The sequence below is a fragment of the Alteribacter aurantiacus DSM 18675 genome (genome assembly GCF_000429705.1).
Classification (GTDB): domain Bacteria; phylum Bacillota; class Bacilli; order Bacillales; family Salisediminibacteriaceae; genus Alteribacter; species Alteribacter aurantiacus.
The window spans coordinates 2,258,564-2,278,417 of sequence record NZ_KE386941.1 but is presented as its reverse complement, the minus strand read 5'-3'; the positions used below and the strand labels follow the sequence as shown (position 1 = coordinate 2,278,417).

At 42.0% G+C, this 19,854-nt stretch carries 22 protein-coding genes; 14 read left to right on the top strand and 8 right to left on the bottom strand.

All coding sequences use genetic code 11. From position 1 onward, the window contains the following. Positions 1-51: 51 nt before the first annotated feature. Positions 52-288 (top strand): hypothetical protein, encoded by a 237-nt coding sequence (locus G476_RS0114810; protein WP_026690797.1) that lies wholly within the window; start codon positions 52-54, stop codon positions 286-288. 160 nt (positions 289-448) lie between these two features. Then, a complete protein-coding gene (gene dat / locus G476_RS0114805) occupies positions 449-1,294 on the top strand; it encodes a D-amino-acid transaminase (RefSeq protein ID WP_245579665.1) in 846 nt (281 codons plus the stop codon). Positions 1,295-1,338: 44 nt separating this feature from the next. Here dat and G476_RS0114800 read toward each other — a convergent pair whose 3' ends face one another. Both G476_RS0114800 and G476_RS0114795 read right to left on the bottom strand, forming a co-directional pair. Then, complete coding sequence (locus tag G476_RS0114800; RefSeq protein ID WP_026690795.1) at positions 1,339-2,211, bottom strand: phosphate/phosphite/phosphonate ABC transporter substrate-binding protein; 873 nt, start codon at positions 2,209-2,211, stop codon at positions 1,339-1,341. Positions 2,212-2,311: 100 nt separating this feature from the next. Beyond that, the gene (locus tag G476_RS0114795) at positions 2,312-3,037 is read right to left on the bottom strand and encodes a GntR family transcriptional regulator (protein WP_026690794.1); all 726 of its coding nucleotides are present in this window, start codon (positions 3,035-3,037) and stop codon (positions 2,312-2,314) included. A gap of 206 nt (positions 3,038-3,243) precedes the next feature. Here G476_RS0114795 and G476_RS0114790 point away from each other — a divergent pair, with 206 nt between their 5' ends. The 8 genes from G476_RS0114790 to aceA all read left to right on the top strand — a co-directional run bounded on the left by G476_RS0114790 (position 3,244) and on the right by aceA (position 11,127). Then, complete coding sequence (locus tag G476_RS0114790) at positions 3,244-4,221, top strand: phosphate/phosphite/phosphonate ABC transporter substrate-binding protein (protein WP_026690793.1); 978 nt, start codon at positions 3,244-3,246, stop codon at positions 4,219-4,221. 43 nt (positions 4,222-4,264) lie between these two features. Beyond that, positions 4,265-5,041: a phosphonate ABC transporter ATP-binding protein gene (gene phnC / locus G476_RS0114785; protein ID WP_026690792.1), complete on the top strand. Its 777-nt coding sequence runs from the start codon at positions 4,265-4,267 to the stop codon at positions 5,039-5,041. A gap of 1 nt (position 5,042) precedes the next feature. Further along, positions 5,043-5,888: a phosphonate ABC transporter, permease protein PhnE gene (gene phnE / locus G476_RS0114780; protein ID WP_051314820.1), complete on the top strand. Its 846-nt coding sequence runs from the start codon at positions 5,043-5,045 to the stop codon at positions 5,886-5,888. Further along, complete coding sequence (gene phnE / locus G476_RS22150) at positions 5,885-6,691, top strand: phosphonate ABC transporter, permease protein PhnE (protein ID WP_051314819.1); 807 nt, start codon at positions 5,885-5,887, stop codon at positions 6,689-6,691. The genes phnE (G476_RS0114780) and phnE (G476_RS22150) overlap by 4 nt, the downstream gene beginning before the upstream one ends. 74 nt (positions 6,692-6,765) lie before the next feature. Beyond that, a complete protein-coding gene (locus G476_RS0114770; RefSeq protein WP_026690790.1) occupies positions 6,766-7,596 on the top strand; it encodes a histidinol-phosphatase in 831 nt (276 codons plus the stop codon). Between the two features lie 470 nt (positions 7,597-8,066). Then, on the top strand, positions 8,067-8,228 hold the full coding sequence (locus G476_RS23620; RefSeq protein WP_156906575.1) for a hypothetical protein: 162 nt from the start codon (positions 8,067-8,069) through the stop codon (positions 8,226-8,228). Positions 8,229-8,242: 14 nt separating this feature from the next. Next, entirely contained in the window at positions 8,243-9,856 is a 1,614-nt protein-coding gene (aceB, locus tag G476_RS22145; protein ID WP_035186584.1) for a malate synthase A, read from the top strand. Then, positions 9,853-11,127 carry an isocitrate lyase gene (gene aceA, locus G476_RS0114755; RefSeq protein WP_026690789.1) on the top strand — a complete coding sequence of 425 codons (1,275 nt, stop codon included), beginning with the start codon at positions 9,853-9,855 and terminating at the stop codon, positions 11,125-11,127. Before aceB ends, aceA begins: the two co-directional genes overlap by 4 nt. Positions 11,128-11,268: 141 nt before the next feature. Here the strand turns inward: aceA and G476_RS0114750 are convergent, their stop codons facing one another. From G476_RS0114750 to G476_RS0114735, 4 genes are all read right to left on the bottom strand, one after another. Continuing rightward, on the bottom strand, positions 11,269-12,474 hold the full coding sequence (locus G476_RS0114750) for a DUF4129 domain-containing protein (RefSeq protein ID WP_026690788.1): 1,206 nt from the start codon (positions 12,472-12,474) through the stop codon (positions 11,269-11,271). Continuing rightward, a complete protein-coding gene (locus tag G476_RS0114745; RefSeq protein ID WP_026690787.1) occupies positions 12,455-13,651 on the bottom strand; it encodes a DUF58 domain-containing protein in 1,197 nt (398 codons plus the stop codon). Before G476_RS0114745 ends, G476_RS0114750 begins: the two co-directional genes overlap by 20 nt. Continuing rightward, positions 13,648-14,601: an AAA family ATPase gene (locus G476_RS0114740; protein ID WP_026690786.1), complete on the bottom strand. Its 954-nt coding sequence runs from the start codon at positions 14,599-14,601 to the stop codon at positions 13,648-13,650. The genes G476_RS0114745 and G476_RS0114740 overlap by 4 nt, the downstream gene beginning before the upstream one ends. Positions 14,602-14,706: 105 nt before the next feature. Further along, positions 14,707-14,991 (bottom strand): hypothetical protein, encoded by a 285-nt coding sequence (locus G476_RS0114735; protein WP_026690785.1) that lies wholly within the window; start codon positions 14,989-14,991, stop codon positions 14,707-14,709. 250 nt (positions 14,992-15,241) lie between these two features. On the opposite strand from G476_RS0114735, the gene G476_RS0114730 reads away from it, so the two are divergent. The 3 genes from G476_RS0114730 (at position 15,242) to G476_RS0114720 (ending at position 16,981) form a co-directional block, all read left to right on the top strand. Continuing rightward, positions 15,242-15,508, top strand: a complete 267-nt coding sequence (locus G476_RS0114730; protein ID WP_026690784.1) for a hypothetical protein — start codon at positions 15,242-15,244, stop codon at positions 15,506-15,508. Positions 15,509-15,610: 102 nt separating this feature from the next. After that, a complete protein-coding gene (locus tag G476_RS0114725; protein WP_026690783.1) occupies positions 15,611-16,498 on the top strand; it encodes a diacylglycerol/lipid kinase family protein in 888 nt (295 codons plus the stop codon). A gap of 99 nt (positions 16,499-16,597) precedes the next feature. Then, complete coding sequence (locus G476_RS0114720; RefSeq protein ID WP_026690782.1) at positions 16,598-16,981, top strand: hypothetical protein; 384 nt, start codon at positions 16,598-16,600, stop codon at positions 16,979-16,981. A 199-nt stretch (positions 16,982-17,180) separates the two neighbouring features. Here G476_RS0114720 and G476_RS0114715 read toward each other — a convergent pair whose 3' ends face one another. Next, positions 17,181-18,185: an NADP-dependent oxidoreductase gene (locus tag G476_RS0114715; protein ID WP_035186581.1), complete on the bottom strand. Its 1,005-nt coding sequence runs from the start codon at positions 18,183-18,185 to the stop codon at positions 17,181-17,183. A 121-nt stretch (positions 18,186-18,306) separates the two neighbouring features. On the opposite strand from G476_RS0114715, the gene G476_RS0114710 reads away from it, so the two are divergent. Next, entirely contained in the window at positions 18,307-19,428 is a 1,122-nt protein-coding gene (locus G476_RS0114710; RefSeq protein ID WP_026690780.1) for a PQQ-dependent sugar dehydrogenase, read from the top strand. 44 nt (positions 19,429-19,472) lie between these two features. Here the strand turns inward: G476_RS0114710 and G476_RS0114705 are convergent, their stop codons facing one another. Continuing rightward, positions 19,473-19,760, bottom strand: a complete 288-nt coding sequence (locus G476_RS0114705) for a hypothetical protein (RefSeq protein WP_026690779.1) — start codon at positions 19,758-19,760, stop codon at positions 19,473-19,475. Positions 19,761-19,854 lie beyond the last annotated feature (94 nt).

Below are 19,854 nucleotides of genomic sequence, written 5' to 3'. Positions count from 1 at the left end.
AGTCAGTCTTGTTTTTGTTTTTAACGAGTGGTTTTGTGGGAAGAAATAATAGTGCTTTTGGAAGAATTATTGATGTTTGTGGAAGGAAAAAGCTCCTTTTTGGAAGAAATAAGTTGTTTTTTGGAAGAAATCAATACTATTAGTTCGGGGCTGATTTTTTGTGGAAGAAATAACAGTACTTTTGGAAGAATTCTGGCTGTTTGTGGCAGTAATAAGCTCCATTATGGAAGAAATAAGCTGTTCTGTGGAAGAAATAAAAGAGCTTTTGGAGGAAGTATTGGTCTTTAAAAGAGGAATTATATAGCTTTTAGAAAGCATCCCCCTTGATCTACAGATTTCTAGGGGTACCTCATTACAAGAGTTATGTTCTAAAACATAGAAAAGGATTAAATGATCGTCTTCACGGTTATAGAGAAAGAGGGTAAAATAACAGATAAGGAGAGGGTGGATGACAGTGAGTATAGGATATATAAACGGAAAGTATGTAGAATTAGATGAATTGGCCATCCCTATTGAAGAACGAGGCCATCAATTCGGTGATGGTGTTTATGAAGTGATCCGCTATTATGATGGAAAAGGTTTTATGCTTGAAGAACATCTAGAGCGTCTTAAAGAGAGTACAGAAGCGATTAGGATTAATCTTGAAGGCGGAATCGAACCTATACGAAGTATTATAGAAGAAGGTGTAAAAAAAGCAGGGATTCCTGATTGCTATGTGTACTTGCAGATAACGAGGGGCATCGCTGAAAGAAATCATCTGTTTCCCGGTAGTGAGGTCAAACCCTCCATTTCCATGACCGTAAAGAAAATGGTTCCGCGGAAAAAGGAGGCAGAAGAAGGTGTTGGGGTGATTACGCACCCTGATGAGCGTTGGGCCAATTGCTATATTAAATCTCTTAACTTGCTACCTAATATTCTTGCGAAACAAACAGCGGCGGATGCGGGATGTTTTGAAGCCATTCTGATAAAAGATAACTACGTGACAGAGGGTACACAATCTACCATGTTCATTGTAGAAGGGGTCACGGTTGTCACCCCGCCGTTATCCAAGCAAATCCTCCCCGGCATTACGAGAATTGCTGTTCTAGATATTTGTAAAATAGCCGGAATAAAGTTGGAAGAGAGAGAGATTAGTAAAGAAGAATTGTTCAATGCCGATGAAGTATTTCTCACGAGTACAATGTCTGAAGTGATGCCGATTACTTCCATCGACAATCAAAAGGTCGGTACAGGGGAACCAGGAAACATAACAAAGGTATTAATGGAACTGTTTGTAGCTAAACGAAGCAAGTAACAGAAATCCCGCTCCATTTTTGGAGCGGGATTTTTATCATGCTATTAATCTAGAGAAATATCGTCGCGGAAAAGGTCATAAGCATCGCGAACAATATCGTAATCACTTGCGTCTGCTTCAATAATGCCATCCCAACGATAGACGTCATTCATAATCTGTATCATCTCTTCGTTGTCGTTAAAGGAAAGGAACGCTTCCTTGATTTCCTGCTTCAAGTCCTCGTCTAGTTCTTCAATTAATGTAATCGTATCGTTTGGAATTGGGTCTGTGTATTCGATGACTTTCAGTGTATCCATAATGTCCGGATAGTCACCTTCGAGAACGGTGCGTGCATCTTCAAAAGTCGTAGCAACATCCGCTTCGCCTTCATATACACTTACAAGTGCTCCGTCGTTGGATCCTGCTTGTACTTCATTGCCAAAGAAAGATTGAACATTATCTACGGCGTAGTTCTCAGCCAAGTGTGTAGCCGGGAACAAGAACCCTGCCGGAGAAGCCGGATCAGGATAAACCCATGTTTGTCCTTCTAAGTCTTCGATACGATCAAACCCGCTATCTTCACGAACAACGAATTGAGCGCGATAAGAATCTTCGCCGTTACGCTCGGACTTCAAGATCACTTCAAACCCATAACGCTCTTCACCTTGAACATATCCTAAAGCCGGTAAAAAACCGATGTCTACGTTGCCGCTACCCATTGCTTCAACAAGACCAGAATAGTTAACCATCACACTTCCTTCAACAGGACGACCAAGTACTTCAGATAATTCCTCCGCTAACGGTTCAACTGTTGTAGCAATGTTGTCGGAATCAGATGAAGGAACAAACCCCATTACAAGTGTGTCGTCATCACCGTTTCCGCAAGCGGCTAATGATAAGGCCATAAACCCAAGGCCGGCTGCAAACATTTTCTTCATTCCCAAAACCCCCATGTAGTCATTTAATCTGTCAATGTAAATTCTATCGTCTTCGACAGGGTTCGGCAATCGTTTTTGTGTTAAATTTCTGTAAAATTTCCTATACCTCTCCTCGGAGTTCCGCGGTGAATTTGTAGCGATCGGAGCGGTTCTTTGAGACGGACCACTCAATGACTTCACCATTGGATAAGTAGGTTATGCGCTCTACAATTAGGATCGGACTATTGTCTTTAATATGAAGTAATTCTTTTTCCTTTTCAGAAGGAATGGCTGCTTCTATTGTTGTTTTTGCTCTAGCCATCTTATATCCTTCTTCTTTAATATGATTGTGCAGAGAATGGTTCATAATTTCTTTTGTCAAATTGGGTAATTTCTGAGCACTGACAATGTTTTTTTCGATTGAAAAAGGCTCTTTATCAGCGTATCGAATCCGTTTTGTTACCCAAAGTTCATCAGTAAGTGTGAGGCCGAGTTTTTCTACGGCTGCAAGGTTTCCTTTTTCTCTTTGAAAGGATATAACTTTTGTGGAAGGAGTCATACCACGCTCTATAATATCTTCAGTAAAGCTCTTAAGTGTGGTGAGTGTTTGTTCAAGTTTGCGTTCTTGTACTATAGTACCAATACCTTTTAATCTTAAAAGCAACCCTTCTTCAACAAGGGCATTCATGGCTTGTCTGAGGGTCATTCGGCTGATGTCGAATCGAGATGTAAGCTCTTTTTCGGTAGGTAGTTTATCTCCAGGGTGGTAATGTCCATGAGAAATTTCATCTTTTAAAATGCTCTTCACTTGCACGTATAAAGGAATAGAGGAGGACTTATTGACCATAATTGTCACCCGATTCTGTTAAATAGTATAACTCTATTATAATTCCACAGTATTATAATTTACAATCATTTAATAAAAATTGTCTAGACATACTTACAATTCTGTTTTAAGATGAACCTAAGAAAATTTCAGAAAACTTACCCTGATTTTTTCAATGTTGTAAGCGCTTTATATCCTTCTATTAAAGAATCGAGGAGATGATTGTGTTGAAGAAGAAAAAAGGATTGATCACAGGTTTTGCAGGTGTACTCGGGTTGTCGGTCATGCTGACAGGGTGTGGAGATGAAGATACGACCAACACAGACAATGAAAACGGTGGAGACGGAGAAGCTGCTGCTTCCGATTCAAGGGAAGACTGGCCGGAAACATTCGTGTACGGACTTGTACCTGGGGAAGATCCTTCTGTTCTTGAGAGCCGTTGGGACCCTATGCGCGAATACTTAGAAGAGCGTTTAGGAATTGAGGTTGAGTTTTTCCACGGTACAGATTACACAGCGATGATTGAAGCGATGAGAGCTGGACACGTACATACGGCTCACTTTGGACCGTTTGCTTATGTACTAGCGAATGAGCGTGCAGACATCGAGGCTTTCGCAATGGGCATTAATAGTTTGGAAGACGCTGCTTACAATTCGATTATCATAGCATTGGAAGAGTCAGAGATTGATAGCTTGGAAGACCTTGAAGGGAAAGACTTTGCTTGGGTAGACCCGACATCAGCTTCTGGTCACCTTTTCCCAAAGGCGCATATGATCAATGAATTAGGTATTACAAATGAAGAAGTGGATGACATGTTCGGTAACGTTGTATTTGCAGGTGGACATGATTCAGCTTTCATTTCCGTTTTGAACGGAGATGTTGATGCAGCTGGTGTGGCAGACTTTATTATTGGTAACTTGGAAGATACACATGGCGATCATCCAAACTATGACAATATTAAGATTGTAAGTACAACAGGAGATATTCCTCGAGGACCGGATGCTTACTTGGCTGACTTACCGGAAAGCTTTAAAGAAGAATTGGAACAAGCTTTCTTTGACATGGTGGACCAGCCAGAGCTTCAGGAATTCTTATCCGCAGCAAACTTTGAAGCAGGATGGATTGAAGCAACGGATAGTGACTTTGACATTATGAGAGAAACAGCCGAAGCATTAGGTATGTCACCTGAAGAATTGATGAACTAAACCGTTAGACCTGAACCAACACCACACACTAGGGGGATTCATTATGGGAGAAACCATCGTTGAAGTAAAGCAGTTGAACAAAACGTATCCGGACGGAACGGTAGCGTTAAAAAATATTAACATTAAAGCATATAAAGGTGAGTTTATCGTCATAATTGGCCCCAGTGGTGCAGGGAAAAGTACGTTTTTACGATCTATTAATCGCCTAAGTGAACCGACAGGTGGAGAAATTCTCTTCATGGGAAAAGATATTGTAAAAGCGGGAAAAAGAGATTTAAGGAAGATTCGTAGAAATATTGGAATGATCTTTCAAGGTTTCAATTTGGTAAAGAGGTTGCCGACGGTCCGTAATGTACTTCACGGAAAATTGGGTTACATGTCTTCTGTTAAAGGAGCTTTTGGTCTTTTTGATCAGAAGGATGTGGAAGAAGCTTTGGATATTTTAAAACGAGTAGGTTTGGAAGATCAAGCATTTAAACGTGCAGATGAACTGAGTGGAGGTCAGCAACAGCGAGTGGCCATTGCCCGGGCGATCAACCAAACACCACAGCTTATCCTAGCTGATGAGCCCATTGCGAGCTTGGACCCTAACTCATCAAGAGTTGTTATGGATTACTTACAAAAGGCATGTAGAGAAGAAGGTTTCACGACCTTTGTGAACTTGCACCAAGTTGATTTTGCAAAGGAATATGCTGATCGTATTATTGGAATTAAAGATGGGGAAGTCTTTTTTGATGGTACAGCCTCCCAACTAACAGATGAAACAATAGAGGCTTTATATTCGAAGGAGAAGACGAAGAAGCAAGAGGCGGTGGTTTGAAATGAAGGCAGCCTCGATTCAAACGGACAGAGAGGGTCATAAACCGCCAACTAAAGATTTGTACAGCGAATATAGGAAAAGAAAGAAGATCCTATTTAAGAGTCAAGCCACAGTTTTCGGAGTTATTACTCTACTAGCCTTATGGTCCCTTTGGGGGACAGGCTTTAATCCTTTGAGTATTGTGACAGGAACATATGATATGTTTGTGTTTATGTTTACAGACCTGTTTCCACCGGACTTTTCTGCCATTGGTAGTTTGATTGGGCCGGCATTGGATACTCTTTATATGAGCTATGTCGGTATGGTGATTTCTGTTTTATTTTCCCTTGTGCTGGGAGTATTAGCAGCCGATTTTTTGACGCCTCATCCGATTATTGCTGCGATTAGTAAAGGAATTACAGCGTTTTTACGTTCTGTTCCTGCTGTTGTATGGGCGATTATTCTCGTAGCTGGAATTGGTCTTGGACCACTCACAGGTACGATTGCGATTGGTTTGTCGGGAATTGGGATCCTTGGAAAAGCGTATGCAGAAGTACTAAACAGTATGGACAGGGATCAAATTGAAGGTGTCCGTGCTACAGGTGCAAGCTGGCTCCAAGTCATGGGACAAGCCGTATGGCCACAGTTTAAAGCAGGTTTTGTATCCTGGTCCCTGTATAAATTGGATATGAATATCCGTGAAGCAGCGATTTTGGGGCTGGTTGGTGCAGGTGGGCTTGGTTATTATCTTCAAAGTTCAATTAGCCTGTTTCAGTACAAAACAGCAGCCATGGCTATATTAATGATTTTCGCATTGATTCTATTAGTAGAGTTCGTAACGGCTAAGTTAAGGGAGCGTATCTTATGATGAAGAATAATAGGCATATGGAAAAGAAGAAAGTTCAGAATACAATTTTTACAGTTCTTGCGTTTGCCTTCTTTATCTTCAGTATGCTCCAACTGGATATTGTTCCGGAACGCTTGATGAGAAGTTTTGAAAGACTTACTTATATTTTTGGGAATATGTTTCCACCTAAGTTAAATGAACCTATTGATGTTTTTGGAGCAGCTATTGAATCCATTCAAGTAGCCATTTTAGGGACCATCATCGGAATATTGGTTTCTTTCTTCCTTGCTGTTTTTGCAGCAAAGAATCTGACACCGTTTAAACCACTTAGTTTTGCTATAAAGTCGTTTGCAGGCTTTGTTCGAGCTGTTCCAGCATTAATTTGGGCACTACTTTTCATCGTAGCTGTTGGACTTGGTCCGACACCGGGGGTCTTGGCCCTTGCAATAAACAGCATCGGAATGCTTGTGAAAGTTTACGCCGAAGCGTTGGAAGAAATTGATATGGGGGTTGTTGAAGCCCTTGAATCAGCAGGTGCATCTAAGGTTCAAGTTATTTTACAAGGTGTCATTCCATCGATGTTGAGTGCATTCATTGCTTGGTCTTTGTTCAGACTCGATGTAAACATTCGATATTCGGCAATTCTTGGAGTGGTAGGAGCCGGAGGAATTGGATGGGAACTTGTTAAAGCAGCTCAGATGTCCCGTTACGATGAAGCGTTAATGGTAACCATTGTCATTTTCTTGATGGTTATGAGTGCAGAAGTGATTTCAGAATTTATGAAGAAACGTGCCAATGCTGCAACAGCACAGGCTCTAAAATAAACATAAGTTCGATATAAGTACAAGGGCGTTTCCAACAGCTGATATAGAAATTAAAAAAACGTTAGGATGATTTCATGTACATCGATTATCATACACATCACGACCGCTGTGGTCATGCATCCGGTACGTTAAGGGAAGTGGTTGAAAAAGCGATTGAAAAGGGATTTGATCACATTGGCCTTTCCGATCATAGTCCATTATTTATGGATAAAAGAGATCATGCGAACCCGAATATGACAATGGCAAAATCACAATTTCCTGTGTACGTAGAAGAGATGTTACTGTTACGAGAAGAGTATAAGAATAAGATTGACGTTCGAATTGGTGTAGAGTCCGATTATATTGAAGGATTAGAGGATCGCTATATTTCCATATACGAAAAATATCCTCTAGACTATATTATCGGATCTGTTCATTATTTCGATGGGTTTCATGTTTACGACCCCCGCAGGTGGCATAGAGGTGAGATTTGTGTTGATGAGGAATATCGAAAGTATTTAAAGCTTGTTCAAAAAGCTGCCAAAAGTGGCATGTTCGATATTCTCGGTCATATTGATGCGATCAAAGGCTTGAACCACAAAGCACAATCAGACTTGACTCCTCTCTTAGAAGAAACTGCGCAAGTCATTGCAGAGAGTGGAGTAGTGGTGGAACTAAACACTTCAGGCTTACGTAAGTGTGGGGAAATCTTCCCTTCTTCGGCCATGTTGAAACTGTTACACGATAGAGAAGTGGCTTTTACATTCGGATCCGATGCACATTCGCCTGAGGAGCTCGGATATGGTTGGAAAGAATCAATGGACGTCTTATTGTCACTTGGCGTGCGGGAACTTGCTACATTTAAAGCTCGAAAACGAGAAATGGTTCCCATTCCAGAGTTAACGGGTATTCCAACAAATAAATAAATAAATGCGTGTTATGGAACAGCTTTCCGTTGAGGGAGGCTGTTTTTTTGAGAGAAAAGGTCGAGGTGGATGTCGATAAGGAATCGACCTTCTTTACTTCGTCCAACTAGCCTAGACGATTCGATTCTTGCATAGTGGGAAATGAAGAGTCCTAATCAAGAGATCTTTCGGCCTTCGAATAACGCACTTATTTTTGGTTTAGCGGAGATAATTGTGTAATTGGCGTATTTATTTTTGGTTTGGCTGAGTTAATTGTGTAATTAGCGTACTTAATTTCAAATTGGCGGAGTTAGCCGCTCTCAAGGGCTTTTCATGTAAAACGAGCCCCCTCCGTTAGCCCTATTTTCAGAAAATAATAAAAAAAGGGAAAAACAGGGTTGTTTTTTTTGAACACACTGTTATATAATACATAACATAATATAAACTGTATCATAACAGTTAAACCAAATAGCGGAAAGGGGTATTTCATTATGAATTGTCACAAATGTAACGGGCACGGTGATGTAGGCTGTAAGAAGTGTCAGACAGCTGCAAAACAAAAGACAGGTGATAGCCACATGGAATGTGAAGAGTGTTATGGTACAGGTGCAGTAATCTGTCACTTTTGCCTAGGTAACGGAAACATAGAGTAATAGAGGAGGTTCCTATGACACAGGAAAATATTCAATTTACGAGATCAACAAATGACGTTTACAATCACATCCTAACAAAAGAAGCTCTCTCGTTTTTGCTTAAGCTTCACAACAAATTTGAACAGGATCGGCAACCTGTATTAAAACAGAGGGAGCAAAGGCAGAACAGGATCGATAAAGGAGAGCTTCCGGACTTTTTACAAGAAACAGCAGAATTAAGAGATTCCGAGTGGAAAGTTGATGATGTGCCCGGCCCCCTTCAAGACAGAAGGGTTGAAATTACCGGGCCAAGCGGTAATAAAAAGATGGTTATTAACGCTTTGAATTCTGGAGCACGTGTATTTATGGCCGACCTTGAAGATGCGAACGCCCCAACGTGGGAAAATCAACTTCTAGGACAGGTGAACTTGTATGAAGCAATTAGGAGAACCATTGATTTTAAAGCTCCGAATGGTAAGGAATACAAATTAAATGATACTACGGCAACTTTGATTGTTCGCCCTCGCGGCTGGCACTTAAATGAAACAGCGGTTGAGGTTGACGGAGTTCCCATGAGTGGCTCTTTATTTGATTTTGGACTTTATTTTTATCATAACGCCAAGGAACTTCTCGACCGCGGACTAGGACCATACTTCTACTTACCAAAGCTGGAGTCGTACCAAGAAGCAAGGTTGTGGAACGATGTGTTCTGTTTTGCTCAAGATGAGTTGGGAATCGAGCGAGGTAGCATCAAAGCAACGGTATTAATTGAAACGATCCATGGTGCTTTTGAAGCTGATGAAATTCTATATGAGCTAAGAGAGCATAGTGCCGGTTTGAACTGTGGAAGATGGGATTATATTTTTAGCTACATTAAAAAGTTGCGCAACCATGACAAGTACATCTTGCCGGATCGCTCTTTAGTTACGATGACGGTGAACTTTATGAGAGCGTATACACTGTATGTAGTTAAGACATGTCATAAGCGAAACGCTCATGCGATTGGCGGTATGGCTGCGCAGATCCCGATTAAAAACGATGAAGAGGCAAACTTGGTTGCTCTTGAGAAGGTTCGGGCAGATAAAGAACGAGAAGTGCTTGATGGTCATGATGGCACATGGGTTGCGCATCCTGCACTCGTTCCTGTTGCGCAAAAAGTGTTTGACGAACATATGCCACAGGCGAATCAACGCTCTAAACAGCGTGAGGATGTCAATGTTACTGCAGATGATCTTTTGGCTGTCCCAAGAGGTGATATAACGGAAGAAGGATTGCGTTCTAACATAAGTGTTGGTCTTCAATACATTGAAGCGTGGCTCAGAGGGTTTGGGGCCGTTCCAATTCACAACCTCATGGAAGATGTGGCAACGGCTGAAATTTCTCGAGCGCAAGTATGGCAGTGGATCCACCATCCAGAAGGAAAGCTGTCAGATGGAACAAAGATTACGCAAGAAATGGTCACTCAATTCGTTGATGAAGAGCTTGAAAAAATCAGAATTACGCAAGGTGATCAAATATTTTCAGATAGTAGGTTTCCTCTTGCTCGGAATATTTTTGAGCAGCTGGTTACACAAAAGAATTTTACTGAATTTTTAACATTAATGGCTTACCCATATCTTGATAAAAAATCGGAGGAGATGTCAAAATGAATAAAAGAGTAGAGGAAATCAACCAACAGTGGAATACAGATAGCAGATGGCAAGGAGTAGAGCGTCCTTACACTGCAGAAGAGGTAGATAAACTGAAAGGATCAATTACAATTGAACACACCCTTGCTCGTCGTGGGGCGGAGAAACTGTGGACGATGTTACAAGAAGAATCGTTTACACGCGCCCTTGGAGCCCTCACTGGAAACCAAGCCGTCCAACAAGTAAAGGCTGGTCTAAAAGCTATCTACTTGAGTGGTTGGCAAGTTGCAGCAGATGCCAACTTGTCCGGTCAAATGTATCCGGACCAAAGCTTGTATCCGGCAAACAGCGTACCAAGTGTGGTAAAGCGCATCAATCAAGCCCTTCAGCGTGCTGATCAAATTGAATATAGCGAAGGGAAAACGGACACGGACTGGTTTGTTCCGATTGTAGCGGATGCGGAAGCTGGATTTGGTGGACAGCTCAACGTGTTCGAATTGATGAAGGGGATGATTGAATCAGGTGCTGCTGCCGTTCACTTTGAAGATCAACTCTCTTCTGAAAAGAAATGCGGACATTTGGGAGGAAAAGTACTTCTACCAACACAGCAAGCCGTTCGTAACCTCATTTCCGCTCGACTAGCAGCCGACGTGATGGATGTTCCAACCGTGATTATTGCCCGTACAGACGCTAATGCGGCAAACTTGATTACAAGTGACGTGGACCCGGCTGATCACGAGTTTATTACTGGTGAAAGAACAGCGGAAGGGTTTTACCGAACGCGTGACGGAATTGATCAAGCAATTGCAAGAGGGCTATCGTATGCTCCTTATGCAGATCTTATCTGGTGTGAAACGTCAGAGCCGAACTTGGAAGAAGCTCAGAAGTTTGCCAATGCTATTCATGAGAAGTTCCCTGGGAAGATGCTTGCTTATAACTGTTCGCCATCGTTCAACTGGAAAAAGAAGCTTGATGATGTGACGATTGCTCAGTTCCAAGAAGAGCTAGGACAAATGGGATACAAATTCCAGTTTGTTACACTTGCTGGCTTCCACGCGCTGAACCATAGCATGTTTGAACTTGCTAGAGAATATAGCACACGAGGAATGGCTGCGTACTCCGAGCTTCAACAAGCAGAGTTTGCAAGCGAGGAATACGGCTACACGGCTACAAAGCACCAGCGTGAAGTAGGTACAGGTTATTTTGACGAAGTAGCAAACGTGATTTCAGGTGGAACATCTTCTACGACGGCACTTAAAGGGTCAACGGAAGAAGAACAGTTTGCAAAATAGAAAATGAAAGAAGACCTTCCAAACGATCTGTTCGGAAGGTCTTTTTTTATGAGGAAAACATTTAGAATGTAAACGACTACGACTAAGGCGAGCGATGGTATTGCTCAGGTCATTCTAAAAAACCAATTGTAAGAAGCCTTATCAATCTGTTTTCTTTTCCTTTTTCACACGCTGAATGATGGACGCTACCGTTTGATGGAAGGCTCGTTTATCTTCAGAAGTAATCTCTTCTTTCCCATAGCGGACCCGCTGGTAAGTAGTGGTTAAGTGTTCTTTTTCCTCAGGGTCAACGGGAATCGTGGCAAGCCACTCTTCTGCTGTTTGAGGATACATCCTTCCATAACCTTTTTTCCCTAAAGCCATTTCCAACTTTAAAAACGAACGTCGAATCTCGTGCTTCGGTTTCACTTTGTTTTTAAACCACGTCCATCCATTGTCGGAGGTGGAGGGTGTAATCGATGTGTCCTGGTAATCTTCTTTTTCGATAGTCCTTTGCTTTGTTCTGAGATTACGCATTACATACAGAAAAGCGAGTAAAAGAAGGGTGGCGGCTAAGATCCAGTAAAAGGTCATGGAACCAATAAAGGTTTCATCTACATTAATTGGAATGTACTCTTCATCGTCAGGAACTAACTCTTCACCCATTGGAGGCAAGCTCTCTTCAGGCACATCAGTCGGTGTAATCGAAGCAAATAAAAACAGGATTGGACTAAGGATCCATCCTACGGCTGCGGTAATTGTTCTTACAAGGAACAGGAACACAGACGTAAGCACCGGAGTGAAAAGGGCAGCGCCAAAACCTAAGGATGCGATTCCAAGTAATAGAGCGCCAACATACTTGAAGTGTCTCTTCTTTTGACCGGAACCTGAAGCGTTAAGAGTGTTCACTGTGGCCAGTGTAATGACCGTAGCGAAGAATTGACCCATCACGAATAGGATGAGGACGTGTCGTAAAGGTGCTTGCTGTAACCAAACATAGTAAAACAGACCTGTAAAAATGGTGAAAAACAACACTTTCATCTCGCTACCTTCCATGTCTTCGGAAAGGTGTACCGTCACCCGCCAAAACAAAACAAATCCAAGAAAGAGGGCAATCGAAATGTGAAAGCCTGTTAGCATACTAAGGCCTACTACGATGGGAATCGCATAGGAAGCGTGCCATGGCTTTTTTGCCCGCCAAATGGTTACACCATATAAAAGGGCTCCGAATGTTACCGTTATAAAAAACGGGAGCAATGGAGGGAAGCCTATCGTATCCATATAAATGGGGAACAACAGCAAGTAAACAAACATCATCTCCAAAAACAATCGAAGACCCATGGGCAGGTTACGTTGCCAATTTCTCACGTTGGCCACCTCCCTTTTCCCCGCGCCTTGGAGCGATTATGGTAATACTCGTCCCTGTCTTTGATGCTTCGGAATAATAACGCATGTCGTTCTCTCCGTAATGTCCAAAGTGAATGATGGCACCAGGGTTTTCGAACGAGTGATGAAAGAGTCGTTTAAGCATAAGCTCTTCGTTTATGGTCAATTGGCCATGGCGTAAACGAGCGAGTATCTCCAAGCCCTGCATCAAATGTTTTTTTCCTGTATCGTCTTCCAAATGAAAGCCGGTAGAAGACCCAGGTACTTTGATGTTTATAAACAATTCAAAGGTAATCCCTTGGCTGGTCGCTTGTATCATCGTGTAAGCTACGTCACTTAACACATCTTCCAAACTAGGTATTGTAGGAACCAACGAATCACCGGAACGAATGTTGAGAACCAGAGTCCATTTGGCCAAGGTGACCTTTTCATAGATGTTTGTTTGCAATGCAGCTGATTTGGCTGTTGTTTTCCAATTGATTCTATTAAAGGGATCCCCAGGACGATAATCTCTTGAACCTCTGGTCATCGTCATTTCTTCATACAAGGAGTGAGGCTTCGTATGATTTCCTTTCATCGTTTCGAGTTGCTGATCTAAGCCATTTGTAGCGGTAGGTTCGGGATACACGATGACTTCTCCTCGAAAAGAGGATTGATATGTCATTCGAACCGAACTGAGTCGAAACGCATCATAAAGCACGACTTCAATGGATCTGACTTGAGATGTTCCTCTTTTCACTGCCTTTATTTCTGTTTTGAAAAAGCGCCTTTTTCCTGACGGCACGTGAAGTGGTAGCGTGTATGAGGAAGGATCCTTTTTACTCACAACTTCAACAGACTCTTCGTGATCATACAGGTAATAACCCCAACTTCCGTTAAAGATCGGAATTCTACCCCTGTTTTCAAAAGGAATGTAAAGTGTGTCTTGGTCGCCGGGATACATGCGAACTTCTTGGACGTCATGGGGTATAAAAAGGTGTGATGCTATGTAAGTGAGATACCATTTATTAACGTATACGAAAAACGTAAAAAAGACGGCCAGACCTATAAGCAACATGTCTCCTGTAATCACAGCTAGTAGAAATAGAAAAGGAACCGTGGCTAAAAGAACCGTGAACGATTTCGCGAAATTGAAATCGGTTGTCCACTGGTTGTTCATTTCACATACCCTTGCTCAACGGGTGCTTCGACTTTTGCCAATATCCGCTTCATCACGTCTTCTTTCGTTTTTGTCATGGCACTCTCTAACGTTAACACTAAGCGATGCCCTAAAACATAAGGTGCGAGAGCTTTTACATCTTCTGGTGTTACATAGGATCTGTTGAAAAGCAGAGCGCGTGCTTGAACTGCTCTCATAAAGGCAAGCGTTCCCCGTGGGCTTACCCCTACTTCTACGTCTTCAGACTCTCTTGTGCCGGAAACAATGGCCAACAGATAGTCTTCTACCGGGTCGTGAAGGGAAACCTTTCCTGCTTCTTCTTTTAATTCGAGAATATGATCTTTAGATACGACTGGAGATATGGAATCGAGAGGCTTCTTTCCTTTATAGAGTTGTAGCATCGTTTTTTCTTCTGTTTTTGTTGGGTATCCAACTTGAATCTGCATCAAAAATCTGTCCATTTGCGCTTCTGGGAGGGCAAACGTTCCTTGCTGGGATTCGATTGGATTTTGTGTGGCTATGACGATAAAAGGTTCCGGGATTGGCAGGGTTTCACCATCAATCGTCACCTGTGTTTCCTCCATCACTTCAAGAAGACTTGATTGTGTTCTTGGGGTTGCCCGGTTAATTTCATCAGCTAACAAAATGTTCGTCATCACAGGTCCAGGCCTTAGCTCAAAGGCTTGTTCTTTTGGATTGAAAAACTGAATACCGGTCACATCGCTCGGGAGTACATCAGGTGTAAACTGAACACGGTTGAATGTGGCATCCATGAGGGTTGCCAGTGTTTTGGCAAGCATCGTTTTTCCTGTGCCTGGCACGTCTTCTAGGAGGACATGTCCCCCACTAATTAAACTAATGGTCATCAATTCAACGACACGATCTTTTCCTACAAGTACCGTGCTGACCTGTTCTTTAAGTTGCTGAAGTAATGGGTGTTGGTTTGTCATCGAGTGTTCGGACCCCTTTTTCTTTTATCATATCAAAAATTGAAAATTTTTGAAAATAAAGACAAAGGGGGAAAGGGAGGTGAAGTGGAAAGAGAGAGGTGGGGGTTACTCTTTATCCAATTCCTTAAATGCAGCAATGAATTCAGAGGGATCCGACTTAACCATATACGAATAAACACCTTGGTTGGTGTGCAAATAGAGGAGGCCTTCTTCTCCTTGAAGGGAACGAAAGGAGACGTCAAAAACATTTTTAAAAAGAAATTCCCTGTGGCGCGTTGTAATTTTCTCTTTATCCATCGTTATCATTCGCTTTTCTTCGATCGTTTTTTGCTCAATACTGTTCGTTATTTTTTGAGTTTTATAATAGGTGTGAGTAACCGACTTGTCCATGTCTTTCACCTTCTTTCACTTGTGTTCACTGTCCTTTTTTTGGAGGTCATTGGAAAAATTAAAGATCGTACTTTTTCAATGACTTCTTTTCATTGTAAGGGGAGGCTTCTTGTAATTCAACTCCCACACTTTCTTTTGGGGTTGTATAATAAAATAAAAAGTCGAGTTATAAAATACCTTTATAGGAGTCTAATATTGTCCCTATACGAACGCCTTGTTAGAGTATTCGAACGAACAGGAGATTAATAGAATGATGACATTTTACATTTTTGTACGGATGATGGATGTCATCTTTTCAATACATAAGACCGGTATATTTAAAAGGTTGATTATACAATCCAAGAAACTAGAAAGGTGGGTGAAAATGATGAAAGTCTATTGGTTTTGGATTTCTTTGTTTATCATCATGATGACAGTGGTTGGCTTTTTCGTTTTTGACAATGTAGCTTCAATACTCATTTTTGGGATTGGGGTTGGTGGTATTTTTGGTTGGTTTTTGACCAGTAAAAAAGAGTAGCTTTGCACCGAGCAACCAATGGTCCTCTAGGGATTGATAAAACATACCAAGCTGAAATTGAAGCTAGCATGTCATTTTAGCCATCGTGAGGGAGAGAAACAGATGATCTACTTTTTAGTCAATCCAAATGCGGGAAATGGTCGAGGGGAACGGATCTGGCAAGACATGAAACAAGCTGTAATAGAAGAAGAGGTTCCTTATAAAGTCCTGTGGTCAGAATACCCGGGTCATTTTAAGCAGTTGGTATCTTCTCTTTCTTTTAAGGAGCAAGACATTGTAGTGATTATCGGCGGCGATGGAACCGTACATGAAGTATTAAATGCGACCATAGATAAAAAGGTAGTGCTTGGAATCCTACCAGCAGGATCGGGGAATGATTTTGCTCGAGCGCTGAACATTCCCAAGGATACGAAAAAGGCATGGCAAACGATTGTGAGAGGAAGAGTCGAAGAGCTTGATGTGGGTTATACGGGAAGTCGCTGGTTTGTTACAGCCGGTGGAGCGGGATTCGATGGGGAAGTGGCCCGGGTGACGAATGCAGCATTCTATAAAAAATGGTTCAATCAATTGAACATGGGGAGTCTTTCCTACTTGGTGAGTGTGATCCGTGTTTTATTTAGCTATCAATCTACCACTGTCACTCTTATGATCGACGGGGAATCGTTTACCTATGATCGAGTGTGGTTAGTAGCAACGGCGAACCTTCCATACTATGGTGGAGGTATCCACATTTGTCCGGGGGCTAATGGTCGGGAGGGGCAGTTTCAAGTGTGTATTCTTCATGGTGTACATAAGCTGTCGGCCATTTGCATTCTTCCACGCGTGTTGAAAGGATCTCACATTGGAAAAAAAGGCGTTACGATTCATAAAGGAACGCAGGTGACCCTGCAGAGTGACCGTCCTCTAACGGTTCAATGTGACGGAGAAATCATCGAACCTACACCGGTGACGTATACCCTTTATCCGAAAGCGATAAGAGTTATTAAGTAACAAAAATTGGATGAAATACTTTTTTTGTATAGCAATTCACGGTACAATAAAGGTAGGTTTAAATTTCTGAATATAAGCACATTTTAGGAGGCTTTCTATATGATTAACGAAGCCACATTGGTTATCACCCTCGTTATTTTATTTTTGTTTATCTTCGCCAGTGTCGGTTATTTGTTCTTTGTGATCATTGAAAGAATACAGATGACAAAGTTCAAAACCACGGTGTACATTTTCACTTTAATGATTGTTTCATTTTTATGTTCGGTTGCAATTTATCACTTTATCGTAAGCCCTTTTGTGGATCCGGCAAACATTTATATTGAAAACTTAAGAAATTACAGTTTCTATTATGTAATCGGCTGGAATGCTTATTTTGCTGTATTGACTGCTATTTTACTGTTGATGGCCATCGGTCATCATATCTATGCTGTGAAAAAAGAGAAGGAGCACTTTGAAAACTCAAAAATAAGCAACGAAGCGTAAGTTTTGAAAGCTCATATTGGATAAATGGATGACTGCACCTGAAACTCATTTACATCCTATAATAAAAAAGGGATTAAATTGAGTTTATACGTTTGATGAAAGGGTATATCAGCTTCACCCTATACCTTTAAATTAGTATTTTTTGGAGACTAAAACTAAAAACCGCGCTAAAGGAATGTCCTCCTAGCGCGGTTTTGTTTTATTCTTCTGCTACTTTAATCAGTTGTTTACCAATGTTTTTTCCTTCGAACAAACCGAGGAAAGCGTCCGGAATATTTTCGAATCCTTCATTGATTGTTTCTTTATATACTAGCTTCCCTTCACTCAACCACGTTCCTAGATGCTTAGCACCTTGATCAAATTCCTTTGCATAATCTGATACAATAAAGCCTTGCAGACGAACTCTCGATTTGACCATATAGGTTTGAATACGTGGGCCAGTGTCATCTCCTCCTTTGTTATAAGAGGAAATCGCCCCGCATTGAGGAATTCTGGCAAAGTCATTTAAGAGTGGATAAACCGCATCCGAAATGTGACCACCCACATTGTCAAAGTAAACATCAACGCCATTTGGACAAGCTTCTTTTAAGGCAGAGTGGAGGTCTTGAGTTGTTTTGTAGTTAATCGCTTCGTCAAAACCAGCTTTGTCCTTTAAGTATTGAACTTTATCATCCGTACCGGCTAAACCGACTACTCTAGCTCCGTGAATCTTTGCGATTTGACCAGCGATCATGCCTACAGCTCCGGCAGCACCAGATACGACGACCGTTTCTCCTTCTTTTGGTTGGCCGATGTCCGTCATCCCGAAATAAGCAGTCAAACCGGGCATGCCCAATACTCCTAGATAAGACGAAAGAGGGGCGAGATTTTTGTCAATCACACGGACCGTAGAGGCTTCTGCTACTGAATATTCTTGCCAGCCAAGGTGACCAATCACATAGTTTCCTTCTTCTATGTCTTCACTCTTTGACTCTACTACTTTCCCGACAACACCGCCGTCGATGACTTTACCAACTTGAAAAGGTTCTACATACGACTTTGTATCTTCCATTCTTCCTCGCATGTAGGGATCGACAGAAACATAAATGGTTTGAATTAAGACTTGACCACTTTCAGGAGAAGGCACCGGTCCTTCTTCAAAAGCGAAGTTTTCTTTCTCGGGTAGTCCCTTTGGACGTTTCGCGAGTTTGATTTGCGTGTTCATGGAAAGCCTCCTTGTAATGGGGATGTTTCTATTATAGTAAGGAAGGTAAAAATAGGCGAATGTTCCGCTTGGCTGTTTCGTATACCCGGTCAGGGGAATGATAAAAAGAGGAGGTTGAGAGATGAAAAAGGGAATCATAACGATGAGTTTACTAGCTGTTTTGATCAGTGGCTGTGGTGCAGATGAGGCAACGGAGGAGGATGCTGTTGAAGAGACGGAGGACGGTGTTTCAGAAACAGATGAAGGAACGGCGGATTCTAGTGAATCTTCTCTGGAGGATAAGGAGATTGAGGTTGAAACAGTGGCAACCGAACTGGATGTACCTTGGGATATCAGCTACTTAGATGGAACTTTTTATATCACGGAGAGAGGCGGAGCGATTGCTCAAATCAGTACGGATGGCAATGTGGAACGAATGGAAGTAAACACCTCCTCTCCTATTTGGGCGGAAGGTGAAGGTGGGCTTCTGGGATTTGTACTAGGAGAAAACTTTCATGAATCAGAAGATGCATTTCTTTACTATACGTATGAAGGAGACGGCGGAGGGATCTTCAACCGTGTCGTTAAAGTGAATAAAGATGATGGGGAATGGAATGAGGTTGACATCATCATAGACAACATTCCGGGAGACGGCATTCATAATGGAGGCCGGATGGCAATTGGTGAGGATGGGTACTTGTATGTAACGACGGGGGATGCAAACGTAGTGGAGCTTAGTCAAGACGAAGAGAGCTTGGCTGGTAAAATCTTAAGAGTGAGTACGGACGGGGAAGTTCCGGATGATAACCCTCGGGAAGATTCTTATGTTTATTCATCTGGGCATCGAAACCCTCAAGGTCTTGCGTGGATTGGAGAAACCCTTTATAGCTCTGAACATGGACCTGTAGCCCACGATGAGATCAATATTATAAAAGGGGGAAAGAATTACGGCTGGCCAATTATTAAAGGTGATGAAGAAGCTAACGGAATGGAAACACCGATTGTTCATTCCGGAGAAGAAACGTGGGCTCCTTCAGGAATCACTAATTGGCAAGACACGTTAATCATTGCAGGACTAAGAGGTGAACGTGTCTACTGGTTGGACGATGAAGAGAATGAGTTGCAGGTACTCTTTGAGGGGGAAGGACGTATTCGGGATGTTTTCGCTCAAGGAGAAAGCCTGTATTTGATTACGAATAATACAGACGGAAGAGGAAATCCGTCATCGGAGGATGACAGGCTGATCAAGCTGACTTTGGAGTAAGACACGAATAAAGGATCCAGCACTTGTGGTGCAGGATCCTCTTTTTAGTAAGGATTCTGACGTTTTTGAAATGGTGAGGGATAGCGATATTGATCCGTTGCGGTTTTTCTCATGGCGCGCCAATCGGAAAACGATGTATGTTCTTTTACAAATTGTGACCACACGCGGCAGGTTTCGATCTCTCTCTGTGCTTTTCCTGAGGCGAGACATATGTTACTTGCTTCCACCATCGTGTCAAAGTCTTTGAAATCCGTATATTTCTTCATGAACCGCTCATCAAAGAGCTGTTCAAGCATCACATTCCGGATAAGAATGTTTTTTTCAATTAACATTACAATCCCTCACTTTCGGGTGAAACAGGTTAGTGGAAGTATATACTTGGACAAGGGAAATAGTACACGATTGTTCGCACTATTAGTACCGTTT

Bases quoted from the DNA above. Each gene is read 5' to 3' on its own strand.
- G476_RS0114715 (WP_035186581.1), bottom strand. From the start codon at position 18,185: ATGAACACGCAAATCAAACTCGCGAAACGTCCAAAGGGACTACCCGAG.
- G476_RS0114705 (WP_026690779.1), bottom strand. From the start codon at position 19,760: ATGTTAATTGAAAAAAACATTCTTATCCGGAATGTGATGCTTGAACAG.
- aceA (WP_026690789.1), top strand. From the start codon at position 9,853: ATGAATAAAAGAGTAGAGGAAATCAACCAACAGTGGAATACAGATAGC.
- phnE (WP_051314820.1), top strand. From the start codon at position 5,043: ATGAAGGCAGCCTCGATTCAAACGGACAGAGAGGGTCATAAACCGCCA.
- G476_RS0114770 (WP_026690790.1), top strand. From the start codon at position 6,766: ATGTACATCGATTATCATACACATCACGACCGCTGTGGTCATGCATCC.
- G476_RS0114800 (WP_026690795.1), bottom strand. From the start codon at position 2,211: ATGAAGAAAATGTTTGCAGCCGGCCTTGGGTTTATGGCCTTATCATTA.
- phnE (WP_051314819.1), top strand. From the start codon at position 5,885: ATGATGAAGAATAATAGGCATATGGAAAAGAAGAAAGTTCAGAATACA.
- G476_RS0114725 (WP_026690783.1), top strand. From the start codon at position 15,611: ATGATCTACTTTTTAGTCAATCCAAATGCGGGAAATGGTCGAGGGGAA.
- G476_RS0114795 (WP_026690794.1), bottom strand. From the start codon at position 3,037: ATGGTCAATAAGTCCTCCTCTATTCCTTTATACGTGCAAGTGAAGAGC.
- G476_RS0114740 (WP_026690786.1), bottom strand. From the start codon at position 14,601: ATGACAAACCAACACCCATTACTTCAGCAACTTAAAGAACAGGTCAGC.
- G476_RS0114720 (WP_026690782.1), top strand. From the start codon at position 16,598: ATGATTAACGAAGCCACATTGGTTATCACCCTCGTTATTTTATTTTTG.
- G476_RS0114735 (WP_026690785.1), bottom strand. From the start codon at position 14,991: ATGGACAAGTCGGTTACTCACACCTATTATAAAACTCAAAAAATAACG.
- G476_RS0114710 (WP_026690780.1), top strand. From the start codon at position 18,307: ATGAAAAAGGGAATCATAACGATGAGTTTACTAGCTGTTTTGATCAGT.
- G476_RS0114745 (WP_026690787.1), bottom strand. From the start codon at position 13,651: ATGAACAACCAGTGGACAACCGATTTCAATTTCGCGAAATCGTTCACG.
- G476_RS0114730 (WP_026690784.1), top strand. From the start codon at position 15,242: ATGATGACATTTTACATTTTTGTACGGATGATGGATGTCATCTTTTCA.
- aceB (WP_035186584.1), top strand. From the start codon at position 8,243: ATGACACAGGAAAATATTCAATTTACGAGATCAACAAATGACGTTTAC.
- G476_RS23620 (WP_156906575.1), top strand. From the start codon at position 8,067: ATGAATTGTCACAAATGTAACGGGCACGGTGATGTAGGCTGTAAGAAG.
- phnC (WP_026690792.1), top strand. From the start codon at position 4,265: ATGGGAGAAACCATCGTTGAAGTAAAGCAGTTGAACAAAACGTATCCG.
- dat (WP_245579665.1), top strand. From the start codon at position 449: ATGACAGTGAGTATAGGATATATAAACGGAAAGTATGTAGAATTAGAT.